General features: G+C 59.0%; 12 protein-coding genes. 2 read left to right on the top strand and 10 right to left on the bottom strand.

Annotation, left to right across the window (positions count from 1 at the left end; genetic code table 11):
* Nucleotides 1-171: 171 nt before the first annotated feature.
* The 10 genes from ASE07_RS17530 to ASE07_RS17485 all read right to left on the bottom strand — a co-directional run bounded on the left by ASE07_RS17530 (nt 172) and on the right by ASE07_RS17485 (nt 13,049).
* Nucleotides 172-3,759 carry a molybdopterin cofactor-binding domain-containing protein gene (locus tag ASE07_RS17530; RefSeq protein WP_057292129.1) on the bottom strand — a complete coding sequence of 1,196 codons (3,588 nt, stop codon included), beginning with the start codon at nt 3,757-3,759 and terminating at the stop codon, nt 172-174.
* Nucleotides 3,756-4,253 (bottom strand): (2Fe-2S)-binding protein, encoded by a 498-nt coding sequence (locus ASE07_RS17525; protein ID WP_057292128.1) that lies wholly within the window; start codon nt 4,251-4,253, stop codon nt 3,756-3,758. The genes ASE07_RS17530 and ASE07_RS17525 overlap by 4 nt, the downstream gene beginning before the upstream one ends.
* An 11-nt stretch (nt 4,254-4,264) precedes the next feature.
* Nucleotides 4,265-5,041, bottom strand: a complete 777-nt coding sequence (locus ASE07_RS17520; RefSeq protein WP_057292127.1) for an ABC transporter ATP-binding protein — start codon at nt 5,039-5,041, stop codon at nt 4,265-4,267.
* Nucleotides 5,041-5,820 carry an ABC transporter ATP-binding protein gene (locus tag ASE07_RS17515; protein ID WP_057292126.1) on the bottom strand — a complete coding sequence of 260 codons (780 nt, stop codon included), beginning with the start codon at nt 5,818-5,820 and terminating at the stop codon, nt 5,041-5,043. The genes ASE07_RS17520 and ASE07_RS17515 overlap by 1 nt, the downstream gene beginning before the upstream one ends.
* Entirely contained in the window at nt 5,820-7,715 is a 1,896-nt protein-coding gene (locus tag ASE07_RS17510) for an ABC transporter permease (protein WP_057292125.1), read from the bottom strand. Before ASE07_RS17510 ends, ASE07_RS17515 begins: the two co-directional genes overlap by 1 nt.
* Nucleotides 7,716-7,846: 131 nt before the next feature.
* Nucleotides 7,847-9,052: an ABC transporter substrate-binding protein gene (locus ASE07_RS17505; RefSeq protein WP_057292124.1), complete on the bottom strand. Its 1,206-nt coding sequence runs from the start codon at nt 9,050-9,052 to the stop codon at nt 7,847-7,849.
* Nucleotides 9,053-9,106: 54 nt separating this feature from the next.
* Nucleotides 9,107-9,691: an amino acid synthesis family protein gene (locus ASE07_RS17500; RefSeq protein WP_057292123.1), complete on the bottom strand. Its 585-nt coding sequence runs from the start codon at nt 9,689-9,691 to the stop codon at nt 9,107-9,109.
* 58 nt (nt 9,692-9,749) lie between these two features.
* On the bottom strand, nt 9,750-10,391 hold the full coding sequence (locus ASE07_RS17495; RefSeq protein WP_057292132.1) for an amino acid synthesis family protein: 642 nt from the start codon (nt 10,389-10,391) through the stop codon (nt 9,750-9,752).
* Nucleotides 10,392-10,462: 71 nt separating this feature from the next.
* Nucleotides 10,463-11,392: a UPF0280 family protein gene (locus ASE07_RS17490; protein WP_057292122.1), complete on the bottom strand. Its 930-nt coding sequence runs from the start codon at nt 11,390-11,392 to the stop codon at nt 10,463-10,465.
* Nucleotides 11,393-11,405: 13 nt separating this feature from the next.
* Nucleotides 11,406-13,049 carry a hypothetical protein gene (locus ASE07_RS17485; RefSeq protein WP_057292121.1) on the bottom strand — a complete coding sequence of 548 codons (1,644 nt, stop codon included), beginning with the start codon at nt 13,047-13,049 and terminating at the stop codon, nt 11,406-11,408.
* Between the two features lie 446 nt (nt 13,050-13,495).
* Here ASE07_RS17485 and ASE07_RS17480 point away from each other — a divergent pair, with 446 nt between their 5' ends.
* The gene (locus ASE07_RS17480) at nt 13,496-14,269 is read left to right on the top strand and encodes a ferredoxin--NADP reductase (RefSeq protein ID WP_057292120.1); all 774 of its coding nucleotides are present in this window, start codon (nt 13,496-13,498) and stop codon (nt 14,267-14,269) included.
* 64 nt (nt 14,270-14,333) lie between these two features.
* Complete coding sequence (locus tag ASE07_RS17475; protein ID WP_057292119.1) at nt 14,334-15,065, top strand: TetR/AcrR family transcriptional regulator; 732 nt, start codon at nt 14,334-14,336, stop codon at nt 15,063-15,065.
* Nucleotides 15,066-15,102 lie beyond the last annotated feature (37 nt).

The following is a 15,102-nucleotide window of genomic DNA, read 5'->3' as shown; positions in this document are numbered from 1 at the left end:
TTGCAGCTTGTCCTGGCAATACGCATTGGCGGCGTCGCGCACCATGCGTTCGTCGTTCGTCAGCTGCTGGTCCAAGAGCAGCGGATCGTCCCAGTGAAAGCTGGCTTTTGCCTTCGATGCACTCATGTTGTTTTCCTTTTGTTTATCAGTTTTCATACCGGCGGTTTATCGTTAATGACCGCCGTGAGGCGTAGTGCGCAACCTTGCAACCGTTTGCTCGATATGGCTCCACGCCGGTTTATCGGGCGCATACACCTGCCGCATGTAAGCGGCGATCCGTGCAACTTGCGCATCAGTGAGATTATCCCGGAATGCCGGCATGAATCCCATCTCTCCGCTCGCGGTTTCCTGAATGCCATGCAGGATCACCTGCACCAGATTGTCTGGTGTGTTGCTGTGCAGATTACTATTGAGCGCAAGGGGTTTGTTCATGCCTAGCTGAACCGACCCTTTACCTTCATGATGGCAACTGCCGCAAGCAGATGAGAACAGCCGGCTGCTTTCATTGCGGATCTGGTCCGCGCGCGCCTTGGCGCTGACGATGACTTCCGCGGCCGCCATCTCGGCCTGTTGCTGTGAAACTGGCGCGTTGAACGAAGCAAGGTAATGCGCCATCGCCTGGACATCCTCATCCGGGAGCTGCGACAACTCCCGGACCACTGGAGCCATCGGCCCCGCCGCTACACCATGATGCTCGGTATGCCCCTGCCGCAGATAGCGATAAAGTTCTTTTTCCGTCCACGGTACCGGCGCATGCGTGCGTGACGTGAGAGGCGGCGCTTCCCAACCGTCAATCATGGCGCCAGCCAGAAAATCTGGCCCGGACTTCTCGGCGCCCATTGCATTGCGCGGGCTGTGGCATGCCGTACAGTGGCCAACCCCATTGACCAGGTAAGCGCCCCGGTTCCATTGCGGTGAACGGGATGCATCCGCGATTTCGGGACCCGGTTGCAGGTACAGCGCATTCCAGACGTTCATCAAAGGACGAAAGCCAAAGGGAAACTTCAGTGTCGACTCGGGTACATCGGAGCGCACGGACGGCTGCGTCATCAGATAAGCGTACAACGCCATCAGGTCGTCGTCGTTCATCCTGGTAAATGACGTGTATGGGAAGGCCGGATACAGATGCCGTCCATCACGCGAAATCCCTTCCCGCATCGCACGCTGAAATGCCGTGAATGACCATTTACCGATGCCGGTTTCCGGGTCCGGCGTCAGATTGGTCGTAAAAATTTGCCCGAACGGTGTCTCCATCGCACGGCCGCCTGCATTCCGCATGCCGCCGGGCGCGGTATGGCAGACCGCGCAGTCACCCGCCGCGGCGAGCAAGCGGCCCCGTTCGATGACATTGGCCGTATAGATCCCGGGATCGATCCTGGAAATTTCGGGAATGCTGGATTTCCAGCCTGCCATCGCGGCGATCAGCCCGGCAGTGCCGGCAATCAGTGCGCCGGGTAGTGCCCACCAGGCGCGTCGAGTGCGCGGCGGTGTGGCGGGTGTAGGCTGCGGCGGCTCAAGCGCGGCCCTGACCACCTCCGGCGTAAAAGGCGGCTCCCGAAAACGCACACCGGTAGCATCGAAAATTGCATTGGCTATCGCCGCGGTACCGGGAACGGATGACGACTCTCCCGCGCCTAGAGGAGGCTGGTCGGGTCGAGGCATCATCATCACATCGATAACCGGTACTTCGCGGAAGTTGAGGATGGGATAACTGCCCCATTCCCGATTCACAACGGTGTTGGTCTGTGGCTCGACCTGCACCTTTTCCTTCAGCGCGCGGCTGGTCGTCTGCACCACGTTGCCGTGAATCTGATGTTTCACGCCGGCCGGGTTAACCATCAGGCCGGCGTCATGACCGACTACGACGCGACGCACATGGACTTCACCGGTATTGCGGTTGACTTCCACATCAGCCACCCATGCGGACCATGCCGCGCCGAAACCAGGAAACTTGCTATGCACATAACGGGCATAAGCAAAACCCTGCCCTTTCAGGAAATCGCCGTCGGCTTCTTGCTGTTGCGGCATGGTATGCGACACCCAACCTGCACGTTCAGCGGTGGCCTTGACCAGTTCGGCGGCCCTGTCATCCTTCAGGTAACGCAGCCGGAACTCGACCGGATCGACGCCAGCTTCGGTCGCCAGTTCATCAATGTAGCTCTCATGCGCAAAAGAGTTCGGCAAGGCCGACACGCCACGTAGCCAGGATGCGCGCAGGATCGGCGCCATGTCATTGATCGTGACACGCAAGTTCTTGTAGTCATAGGGAGGCACCGACGTACGGTCACCCATTTCATAGGCGATGGGCCCCGGTGCGACCTTGCCGGTTAATAGGAGGGCCAATGTCACCGCGCCGTTGGACGGGTACGAAGTCTGGAAATCGTAAGCGGCAACGCCGCCGTCGGCATCCAGGCCGCCGCGCACTTCCATTAGCTGCGCCGCGCCTTTTGGCTCCCACTGATGCTCCTGCGCGCGCGTCAGTTGGACGCGGACCGGATTGCCCACCGCGCGTGACAGCAACGCGGCATCGGCAGCCACGTCATCCGCGCAGTTGCGGCCATAGCAACCGGCGGCTTCCATGCGAATCACGTCGATGGCGGTGTCCGGCAAATCCATCAGTTTGGCAAGGTCGGCGCGCAGCACATGTGGATTCTGTGAACCGGCCCATACTGTCATGCGGTCCTGGCGCCAGTCAGCCACGGCGCAGGAAGGACCGATGGATCCATGTAGCTGGTACGGCCAGAGGTACGTTCTATCGATGCGTTTGGCTGCGGCTTCCAAGCCTGCATCGACGTCACCCTGATTGGCGACGACACGGCTTGTCGAAGGATTGGCCCGGATTGCGGCAGCTACGTCGTCCAACGCGGGCAGCGCCGGGAAGTTTTTCCACTTGACGACAAGCTCACGCATCGCCTGTTCCGCGTGCTCCTCGCGCGCGGCAACCACGCCGACGAAATCACCGATCACCACGACACCGGCGATGCCGGGAATATGCGCGATCGAATGTTCATCGACGGATTCAAGCGTATTGCCAATGAAATCGCCATGATCGGCGCCCGCATACGGCGGCCGGATCACGCGACCATGCAACATGCCCGGCACACGGAGGTCATGCACATAAGTCAGTTCACCGGTGGCTTTGTCGGGAATGTCGACGCGGGGCATGCTCTGGCCCACCAGGCGATAGTCCGTCGGCGATTTGACCGGGGTGTTGAGATCAAGGCGCAACTCGACATGCTCGCCTGCCACCAGGTCGGCATAGGCGACAGACCTTTCCCGCATACCATCGACGGCAACAATGCCCTTGTGAACAGTCAGCTGCTGCGACGTCACGCCGAGTCGTTCTGCAGCCCGCGACAGCAACCATGCGCGCGCCTGCGCGGCGGCTGCGCGCAACGGCACGGCGTGAATCTGCAGCGATGCACTGGCGATTGTGGCTCCCTGATTCGGCGCGCGTGTCGTGTCGCCGAGAACCATGTTCACGCAGTCGAGCCGGATATCGAGTTCTTCCGCAACGATCTGTGACAAGGCGGTGCGGATGCCGGTACCGAGGTCGACGTGGCCGTTCAATGCGGTGACACTGCCATCGTCCCACACGGCGACCAGAATTTCGACGCCTTCGGCGGGATTACCGGGGACGGCGGCTGGTTGACCCTTGACTGGCGGCGGCGGTGGCGGCGGATCGCGGGTAACGAGTAATACGCCGGTCGCATCGTGGAAATCGCGCCTGGTCTTCGGCAGGTCTGCGCGCCGCGTCATTCGGACTCCTCCATGGTTTCGGTCATCAGTTTTGCCGCACGATGGACCGCCTGCATGATCTCAACATGTGTTCCGCACCGGCATAAGTTGTGCGACAAAGCGTCCCTGATCTGTTCATCATCCGGATTTGGATTAATCCGCAAAAGTGCAACTGTGGCCATGATCATCCCGTTGAGGCAGTAGCCGCACTGGGCTGCCTGTTCTTCAATGAATGCGCGCTGGACGACGTGCAGAGCACCCTTGCGGCCAAGTCCTTCCAGCGTTGTCACGCGTCGACCCGCCACGCCTTTCACCGGGATCACGCAGGAGCGTGCTGGCCTGCCATCGATCAGCACCGTGCATGCGCCACACTGCCCCAGGCCACAGCCGTACTTGGGGCCGTTGAGTTCGAGGTCGTTGCGAAGGATGTAAAGCAGCGGCGCATCTCCGGGCACATCGAGGGCGTAATCCTTGCCATTGACGTACAGCGGGATTGGTGGCGGCTTGATGCTCATAGGCCGACTCCTCAGACGCTGAGGTAAGCCTGCCGCACCGCCTCATTGGACGCAAGTTCGTCCATCGTTCCGTCGAACCGGATCTGCCCCTTTTCCAATACATAGGCGCGGTCCGACACGAGCTCCGCGAAATGCATATTCTGTTCGGAGAGCAGGATACTGACGCCTTCGGCTTTGAGTTCCAGGATCATCTGCGCCATTTGTTCGACGATGACCGGCGCCACGCCTTCGGATGGCTCATCAAGGAGCACAAGGTAGGGATTGCCCATTAACGTACGCGCGACCGTCAGCATCTGTTGTTCGCCGCCGCTCATGCGACCGCCGGGACGGTTGGGCATTTCGCCGAGGTTCGGAAAAAGCTTGAACAGGCGCTCCGGCGTCCATAAGGGCGCAGGCGTGCCATCGGGCCAGGTCCGTTTAGGCTGACGTCCGACATCGAGGTTTTCCATCACGGTGAGATCGGTAAACACGCGGCGGTCTTCCGGCACGAATCCAAGACCGCGAACCGCCGTCTCATGCGGCTCCGCAGTGGTAATATCATGCCCCATGAAGCTGAGCTGCCCTCTCCGCTTGGGTATCAGCCCCATGATGGCCTTGAGCGAGGTTGATTTGCCAGCGCCATTGCGTCCCATCAACGCGACGACTTCGCCACGGCGCACATCAAGATCGACATTGAACAGGATCTGCGCTGCGCCGTACCAGGCGTTGAGCGCCTTTACGCTGAGAAGCGCCTCGCCCACAACGCCATTGGACGGAGTTCGCACCGGGTTTTCGACAACCGCCTGCATTACGCCACCTCCCTGGACAATTTCAGCTTTTCGAAAGTCTTGCCGGTGCCAAAGTAGACTTCCTGAACTTTAGGATCATCGCGAATTTCATCCGGCTTGCCCTCGGCAATCAGACGTCCCCGTGCCAGCACGATCATCCGGTCGGCATAGGCAAAGACCACATCCATACTGTGCTCGGTAAACAGCACCGCCATATTGCGCTCGGTTACCAGCTTTTTGGTCAGCGCCATTAGTTCATTGCGCTCCTTGGGAGCCATGCCTGCGGTAGGCTCGTCCATCAACAGCAGTTTGGGCTGGTTCGCCATGGCGATCGCCAGCTCCACGCGTTTGACATCGCCGTAGGCAAGTACGCTGCACGGGCGATCGGCCTGTGCCTTCATGCCAACCTGCTCCAGCAGATCGAGCGCCTGGTCGCGTTTGTAGGCCGCGGCTTTACGCCACATTGAAAACAGCTTGCCGTCAGCAGACAGCAACGCCATCTGCACGTTTTCGACCACGGTCAGCGAGGCAAAGGTTTCCGCAATCTGAAAGGTGCGGCTGACACTGAGACGCCATATCTCACGTGGCTTGAGTCCGACCAGTTCCTTGCCGTCAAACAGGATGGAGCCGGCATCAGCCTTCAGCTGACCGTTCACCATGTTAAAGGTTGTCGATTTTCCTGCGCCGTTGGGACCGATCAGGGCGAGCAATTCGCCGGCATGCAGTTCAAAACTGATGCCATCCACCGCCTTCACGCCGCCAAAGGACTTCCCGAGATTACTTACTGTCATCAGGCTCATCAATGTGCCTCCTTGGCTTCGCGCTTGCGGTCGAACAGTTGCCGGGCAAAGCCCGCGATCCCCTGCGGGAAGAGTAACACCAGCAGAAGTATGATACCGCCCAGCATCGCGCGCCAGTAATCGGTATTGCGCGCCACCGTGTCATGCAACCAGTTGAAAGTGACTGCGCCGACTACCGGACCGATCAGTGTCTGTATGCCGCCCAGCATCACCATGACGATACCGTCGACCGATTTGCCGACATACAGTGATTCAGGCGAGATACTGCCTTTTGAGAATGCATAGAGCGCCCCCGCCGCACCGGCTGCCGTGCCGGCGAGAATGAAGGCTGTCCATTGGATGTGCTTGACGTTGATGCCGATTGCGTCCGCACGCAAGGCAGAGTCGCGGCTGGCACGCATCGCATAGCCAAACGGTGAATACAGGATGCGCCACAGCAGCAATACGCCGCCTGCGACGATCACGAGGGTCAGATAGTAATACGCGGTTTTGTCTGACAACCATGTTGCGGGCCAGACGCCGGTCAGTCCATTGCTTCCGCCGGTGACGGTGTCCCATTGGTAAGTGATCGCCCAGGTAATCTGCGCGAATGCGAGTGTCAGCATCGCAAGGTAGACGCCAGACAACCGCACACAAAACCAGCCGAACAGCAATGCACCAAGCGCCGCAACGAGAGGGGCAAGGACAAGTGCGGCCTCCATCGGCAATCCTGCAGTACGCACCAGCAAGGCTGCGCCATAGGCGCCAAGTCCGAAGTAGGCCGCGTGACCGAATGAATGCATGCCCGCAGGGCCCATGATGAAGTGCAGGCCGGTGGCAAATAGGGCTGCGACCATCAGGTCAATGGCAAGTACCGTGACATAAGGCGAGTCGCGCATCACCAATGGGACCACGGCCAGCACTGCAATCAGCGCGATGACACCGAACTTATACGATGGCCTCGCTGCGCGCAATGGTGCTTCCACGATGCCCGCGTTGCGCGTCGGCGCCTGCGGTCGTCCCAACAAGCCACTGGGGCGTGCGACCAGCACGACTGCCATGACAAGGAACTCTACAACCAGTGTCAGCTTGGAGAAAGACACGCTGATGCCGAATATGTCGACCAGCCCGAGCCAGATGCAAATTGCTTTCAACTCGGCAATCAGGAGAGCCGCAACATAGGCACCCGTAATCGAACCCATGCCACCCACCACAACGACGACGAAAGCAGCGCCGATGGTAACGAGGTCCATTTCAAGGTTGGCCGGTTCACGCGGTAATTGCAATGCCCCGCCCAGGCCTGCGAGCATCGCCCCAAGCGCAAAGACACTGGTGAACAGCCAGGCTTCATTGACCCCAAGAGCGCTGACCATCTCGCGGTCCTGCGTCGCCGCGCGCACTAGCGTGCCCCATCGGGTACGCGTCAGCAGCAGCCAGAGCAGTCCGAGCACGACCGGGCCGATCACAATGAGGAACAAGTCATACGTGGGGAACTGTCTACCGAAAATTTCCACCGCCCCTTTCAGGCCCGGCGCGCGTGGGCCGAGCAGTTCATCCGGGCCCCAGAACCACAGGGCCGCATCCTTGATGACAAGGACCAGCGCAAATGTGGCGAGTAACTGAAACAATTCGGGCGCATGATAAATCCGCCGCAGCAAGATCATTTCCACCAACGCGCCAAGGATGCCGACGGCAAGCGCCGCGAGCAAAAGCGAGGGCCAGAAACCCAGGCTGCCGCCGAGACGCTCGACGAGCGTATAGGCGATATAAATGCCCAGCATGTAAAACGAACCATGCGCAAAGTTCACGATGCGCGTCACGCCAAAGATTAGCGACAGGCCGGCCGCAACGAGAAACAGGGAAGACGCTCCCGCCAAACCATTCAGCAACTGCACCGCGAAGCCGGAAAAACTCATGACACGTTCTTTCTTTCAGCTGGATGAATCCATGACGATCCGAAACGAGAATACTGCCTGCCGATCCGTGGACCAGCATCATGCGGGGAGAGCAAGGTCCACATGCGCGTCACTCTCCCTTGCCTTGTGCTTCAGTCGGCTGGCCGGCGCTTGGCAACCACTTCGGCAGACGGCAAGTACTTCGCGCCGTCCAGATAGCGGTAGTCCACCATGACACCCTTGCCGCCTTCATTCTTGGTGCGGCCGACATAGGCACCCATGGTCGACTGATGGTCTTCGGCGCGATAGGTGATGGGTCCAAACGGCGTCTTGACAACCAGGCCTTCAAACGCCTTGACCAGCTTGTCGGTTTCCGTGGACTGCGCTTTTTTCATGCCGGTGGCCAATGACATGATCGCGCTGTAACCGACGATCGAGCCTAAACGCGGATAGTCTTTGTACTTTGCTTCATAGGCTTTGCGGAAGGCAGTGTGCTCCGGCGTCTGGATGCCGTACCACGGGTAGCCGGTGACGATCCAGCCATTCGGACTTTCGTCTTTCAGCGGGTCCATATATTCCGGTTCGCCGGTCAGCAGGCTCACGACTTCACGACCCTTGAACAAGCCACGTGTATTGCCTTCACGCACAAATTTCGACAGGTCGGCGCCGAACAGGACATTGAATATTGCGTCCGGCTTGGCATCGGCAAGCGCCTGGGCCACACTTCCGGAGTCAACCTTGCCCAGCGGCGTTGCCTGTTCGGTGACGAACTCGACGTCCGGCTGTGCGGCCTTCAGCAATTCCTTGAAGGTCGCGACGGCGGACTGGCCATATTCATAATTGGGATAAACCAATGCCCAACGCTTCTTCTTCAGCGCAGCGGCTTCCGGCACCAGCATCGCCACCTGCATGTAGGTCGATGGACGGAGACGATAGGTATAGCGGTTGCCGTTTTCCCAGACGATCTTGTCGGTCAGCGGTTCGGCTGCCAGGAAAAAGAATTTGCGTTGCTTGGCGAAATCGGTCAGCGCCAGTCCGATATGAGACAGGAAGGAGCCGGTCAGCACATCCACCTTTTCACGGGACATCAGGTCTTCGGCGGCGCGCACCGCCTCGCCGGGATTACCGTTGTCGTCGCGCGTGATCAGCTCGAGCTTCTTGCCGTTGACGCCGCCCGAAGCATTGACCTCTTCCACGGCTAGCTCCAGTCCCTTGCGGTAGGGCTCGAGAAAAGCCGGCTGAGCCTTGTAGCTGTTGATCTCGCCGATCTTGATGACGTTTTGCGCATAGGCGCCAACGGCGCTGGACGCTGCCCAAAGGACAGCAGACGCTGCGAGCCAACTGGTAGTCTTGTTCATGGTGATCTCCTTATTTGTGGACCAATCGATGCGATCGTTCGCGCAATGCAGTGGCTAGCGCAAGCCATCCTCGCCTTTGATTTCGTGGGACTGGAGCCCTCCCACGCGGGGCAACGGCCGGCCACTGTCGGTGACGACAACAGCAACGACAATCTCGTTGGATCGCGGCGCATCGGCGACCCGCGCTTCCATGGCGTCGAAATGACTGCGCACGAAAGCCGCATCCTTGTGACCGAGCGGCACATCGATCGCCGTACCCAACCCGCCGCGCTTCTTGCTGGAAGGCACCAGAGCTGCGCCTTTACTCACAGCGATGCGCAGCGGCGCACCAAGCTTGGGATGCAGAATCGCGGCCGCGTGTTCCAGCTCGCCCGCCTCACCCACAATAGCGGCCTTGCCATAACTTTGTGCCTGTTCTGGTGCAATGCCCAATGCCTCGACGCAGCGCTTGCCCAGCAAGCCGCCGAGCTCTTCGCCAATGGCAATCAATTCATCGAGCGATTCGGCATAGCGTCCGGCATAGGGATTGTCGATGACCGCCATGGCCAATGCCTTGCGTGTCGGCGGTGTAATCGCGCGGTCCATTTCGACGTGGGTTTCTTCCACCTGCACAATCAGTTTGCGGATCTTTGCTGGCATTGCGTGTCCTTCCGTATGTGATGTGTCAAAGCCTGTTCGACTGCATGGTTCACCGGCATTAGCGCAGTCCGTCCCACTGTGAAATGTCGGCTGCCTTCAGCCCGCCAACCCTCGCGTGTATGCGCGGCCCGGTACTCATGGCGAGGATGACGACCAGTTCCTCGGGGCGCGGCGTTCCTGGCACCCGTACTTCGATTGCATCGAAATGGCTGCGCACATAGGCGGCGTTGATGTGCGTCAGGGGGACATCGAGCGTGCCGCCGGGAGCCGTGACTTTCTTGGTGGAAGGAACGATCGACAAGCCATTGCCGGGTTGCCCTTTAACGCCTCCCCCTTTGCCGGCGGCATAGTCTGCCGGGTTGCCCTTCCATCCCAGCAATTCCCGCATCGCATACCCTCCGGGCACGTGCCAAAGCGCACCATGTTCGAGTTCGCCTGCGGAACCGATCATTGCGCCCTTGCCATAACCCTCGATATGTTCGGCCGGCACGGCAAGATGCTCCAGCAGTTCGTGAGCCAGCCGGACGCCGAGCGGATTAAGTTCTTCCATCATCGGCAGAATATCGGGTTCATAGCGGCCAGCATACGGGTTGGTCAGAACGCCTGCGATATATCCGCGTCTCAGCGGGTGCTCGGCCACGGGCCCGAACTCGTGGTAAATGTCTTCCACATGCCAGAAAACCCGACGTATCTCGATCATGGAAATGCCCTCGCAGGTGTTGATTGCATCATGGATTGAATCATGTGCCCAGCCCTTCCCTTTCATTTTTTCTAGAGTACCGCTGAATACCGACTCTTGCCAATATCGTACGCGATTCTTTGCGTGGAGCGTGGCTCGACGCTCAGCCCATGATCATGCAAATGCATCACCTGTCCCTGGCATGCAAGTATCGCGTTCCAGATCAGCCCTTGTTCCTGCAATTGCCGTGCCTGTAACAAACCCGCCTGCAGCGCAGCATGAACGCGCGCGTGATCGAGTTGGGGCACATCTACGGTAACCGGTATTTCTCCAAGATCAGTCTCGTCCTTGAGTAAGCAGGCAGGCACTCGCTTGATACGCGCATCGTCGATATTGACGGCATTGGCGATCACCGTGGCTGCGGCGTCCGCTTGGGCTGCGCTGGCCGCAAGCACCGTAACGCTGTCCGCGATGCCGAGCGAAAAACTGCGTCCACGCCAACCGCTGGTGGCGATGCCACGCACAGGCATCGCCGCATCAATGCGAAGTTGCAGGTCCGCTGGCAGTGCCAGTCCTTGTGCCGCTTTTTCGGTTGCCGCGTCTATGTCGGTGCATATGCCGACCCGATATGAACTGCCTGCACTAAGGTAGAGCGCGATGTCGCCACCATTGTTGACCGACGCACGAGTGATATTGCGGCGCGCATAACAGGCGATGATCTCCTGTGCGACCGATCCGGCCACTGCAGCCATCGGAGTAATAAAGCCAGAGCGAAAGGGATAACACGCTTCCCACATGCGTTGGGCCACGCTGCCCTTCAGCAGGCGTTGCTCACCAAGCGGTGAGCGTAGGGCGGGCAATTCGTCAACCAGCTCGGATAACAGCGTTTCGAAGCGTTGCCATGCGTGTGCATGGGCGGCGCGGATGCTGTCAGGTAGTCCGTCGGCCTGAATGATCAGGTCGATGGGTCCATGCGAAAAGTGGAGACGTCCGTCGGGTAGCGAAGCACGTTGAGCGACCATCTCTCGCACCCGCCTAACCGAGCATTGGCCCGACCGCGGATGGCCAGGCATTGACATCGGGTTGCTGCAGCCATTTTCGCCGTTGCGGTGCGCCCTCGTTATGCCATGCGCCACTTTGAAGGACAGAGGATAGCGGACGTACATATTCCATATGTCCGCCAAGCGCCTGATAGTCGGCAAGGCGCATCGTGAATTCAATCGGCGCAACGATCGCGGGTGTCGGCACGGTGCCGAAGCTATTGTCCGGCATGCGCGTCACATCGGTCATCACCGTGATGCCACCGCCTGGCCAGACATAGGCTGGCGCCCCGCCACAGGTGACATTGACGAGTGCATTCTTGATGGCGCGTGTCAGCAGGACCGGATTTTCTGTCACACCGGCACGCAGACTGCCACCGGCGCCGCCAAGGAACAGCACGGTGGTGAGCGACGGTTCGCAGTTTTCGCCAATACGCTCGACGACGCTGCGCACTTCAGGCGGCATCGGCATTTCGACCGGCGTCAGGTTTTCATCGAGAACGAACCATGCAGCATGTTCGCCTGTCGTCGACGTCATCAGGAGGCGCATTCCCGGTCTGGCGATACTGGCATCCCAACCTTCGAGAATGCTGAGTGGATCGGCGATGTCGGTGCCGCCCCACCCGGTACCGGGATTGGCGACCTGAAAGTAGCGGCCCGGGGTGGACTTGCGCCCACGGATCTTGACGCCGGACAGCGGCATATCGAGACAACGGCCGGCCTGGTGCTCGGTCAGCACGCCAGTGATATGGTCGTCGACGACAATCACTTCGTCGACCTTGCCGAATAATTGCTTGGCGAAGATTCCAATGGTGGCCGACCCGCAGCCGACCCGCATACGCTGTTCTTCGATGCCGTTCACAATCGGCGCGCGACCGGCCTGGATGACGATCTGGGAGCCGCCGTCAATCATGACCTCCGCAGCCTGCTTGTTGCCAAGCAATTGCATGATTTCGGCGGTCAGGCGGCCCTCTTTTTTGCTGCCGCCCGTCAGGTGGTGGACGCCACCCAATGACAGCATCTGCGATCCGTATTCGGCCGTGGTGACATGACCGACGACTTCGCCCTTGTAGCGAATGTTGGCCTGTTCAGGACCAAGGTAGCGGTCAGTGTCGATTTTTACCTTGAAGCTGCAGTAACTGAAGATGCCTTCGGTGACAACGGTCACCATATCGACACCATCGGACTGGGACGAAACGATGAAAGGAGCAGGTTTGTAGTCGGGATAGGTGGTCGAGGATCCGACTCCGGTAACAAATACGTCGTCGGCATGGAGCAGGTCGCCATTCCATGCGGCCGGCGCATTTGCATTACTTGCATTACCACCAGCCGACTCTGCCACCGGAGCGACGGACTCGATGTCGTTTGTTAACGTTCGCCCCGCAAACGGCACCAGAACCTGCTCGCCGCCATCGACAGCCTTTCGAAGCAGGATCACCGGATCGACGCGCACCAGGGTGCCGTCAACGTTGGCATAGCGGTCGCAGGCCCCGGAGCGCCCTACCGTAATCTGGCACAGCACTGGACAGGCATTGCATTCGATCTTGTCACCTGCCATGCGTTCGCTGCGGGGCTTGGCCCGTTCCAGCACCTGGGGTTCCATCCCGGGCAATCCGTCTGTCTTCGTGTGCTCGGTCATGCTGGATGTCTCCGTTTAGCTCGACACGTTTTAGATTCGATTAAATGTAGTGTACACTACATTTTCGTTTAGTGTACACTACATCTTCATGTAGAAATCACTCCATCAGCATCAGCCCAATGTGCGTTGAAGCCTTGTAGATAGCGGGATGCGGAAAGGGAAAACTGAGATGACTCATGTCCTTGCAGAGGCCTGCATCGCTCTTAATAGATGGCATGCACCGATTACATGGCTTGCATTGCGAAGGCAATTTATGGGCGCGAGTACCTGCCGGAACGACTACGGCGATTCACAAGGCGCACTGCGCAGTGCCTCGCGGCCTGCTCCGGCATCTCAAATTCGCTTGATGCACTGCCCGATCCGGAGACTTGTCGGGAACAAACAGGTAAACTCATGCACCTTGAGCGTTGACCACGCCTGATTTTTATTTTCGCAACGGAGAAAGCATGAGCGCCTTTAACGAAGAACGTGTCTTGAGCGTCCATCACTGGAATGGAAGCCTGTTCACGTTCACCACAACCCGCGACCCGTCGCTGCGGTTCAGCAACGGCCATTTCACGATGATCGGCCTGCGTGTCAACAACAAACCACTGCTGCGTGCCTACAGTATCGTCAGCGCCAACTACGAAGAACACCTCGAATTCCTCAGTATCAAGGTACCGGACGGCCCCCTGACATCGCGCCTGCAGAATATCCAGGTCGGCGACACGGTCATTGTCGGCCGCAAGCCGACCGGCACGCTGGTAATCGACTATTTGTTACCCGGCAAACGCCTCTACCTGCTGTCGACCGGCACCGGACTCGCGCCCTTCATGAGCATCATCCGCGATCCGGAAACCTATGAAAAATTCGATCAGGTCGTCCTGGTGCATGGCGTCCGCACAACTGACGAACTGGCATATCACGATCTGCTGGTCGAGCACCTGCCAAATCATGAATTCCTGGGTGACCTGGTCACCAGCAAGCTGCGCTATTACCCGACGGTAACGCGAGAGCAGTACAAGAACATGGGCCGCATTACCGACCTGATCGAGAACGGCAAGCTGTTTTCCGACCTCGGCGTGCCCGCTCTCAATCGCGAAACCGACCGTGTCATGATCTGCGGCAGCCCGGCAATGCTGCGTGATCTGAAGCGCATGCTGGAAGAACGCAGCTTCGTCGAAGGCAACACCTCGACACCCGGCGATTTCGTGATCGAACGCGCGTTCGCGGAGCAATAAACGCCATGGCCTTGAATGACATTGTTATGTCCGCAAGGCTGACGGTTTTTCAATAACATCCGACATGGCGACTTCCTCCCCCCGGCGCACCACTGCCACTGCGGCCTCCGCAAAGCGTCCGCGCCAGCGGGAGCTGGCGGCCCAGTCGACGCAGGAAAGTATCCTGCGCGCAGCGACCAAGGTATTTGCAAAACATGGTTTCGCCGGGGGCCGCATCGAGCAGATATCGAAGGCGGCCAACTCGCATGACCGGATGATTTATTACTATTTCGGCAATAAGGAAGAGCTCTTTATTGCCGTAATCGAGGATGCCTACCGCCGTTTCAACGAGGCGGAATCCAGGCTTGCCCTCAAGCTTGACGACCCGATCGAAGACATGCAAACGCTGGTGCGTTTCATGTGGACCTATTACCAGCAGCATCCCGAGTTCATTACCCTGCTCAACAGCGAGAACCTGCATCGCGGCAAGCACATCTCCAAATCGATGCGCGCACGCGAGTATTCTTCGCCAGCGATTTCCCTGATGGGCCGGGTGCTCGCGAAAGGCGCCGAAACCGGCGTGTTTCGCGCCGACCTGAGGGCACGGGATATCTATCTGATGAGTGCTGCTCTCGCCTATTTCTATCTATCCAATCGCTTCACGCTGTCGGCCTTCCTTGGCGAAGACCTTGGTGCGGCAGACGCGCTTGCCTACTGGGAAGAGTTCATCACATCGGCGGTGATCCGCCAGGTATGTGTCAATCCTGACGGCCTTGCCTCTCAGGATGTGTCGCTTCCCATCATGTCGACGGGGTGAAGCGAAAGATTGCGAATTGTTGTCATTGAATCCATCC

The sequence above is a fragment of the Noviherbaspirillum sp. Root189 genome (genome assembly GCF_001428545.1).
GTDB lineage: Bacteria > Pseudomonadota > Gammaproteobacteria > Burkholderiales > Burkholderiaceae_D > Noviherbaspirillum.
Note: the sequence above shows the minus strand (reverse complement) of the source record. Positions and strands in the feature narration are given on the sequence as shown.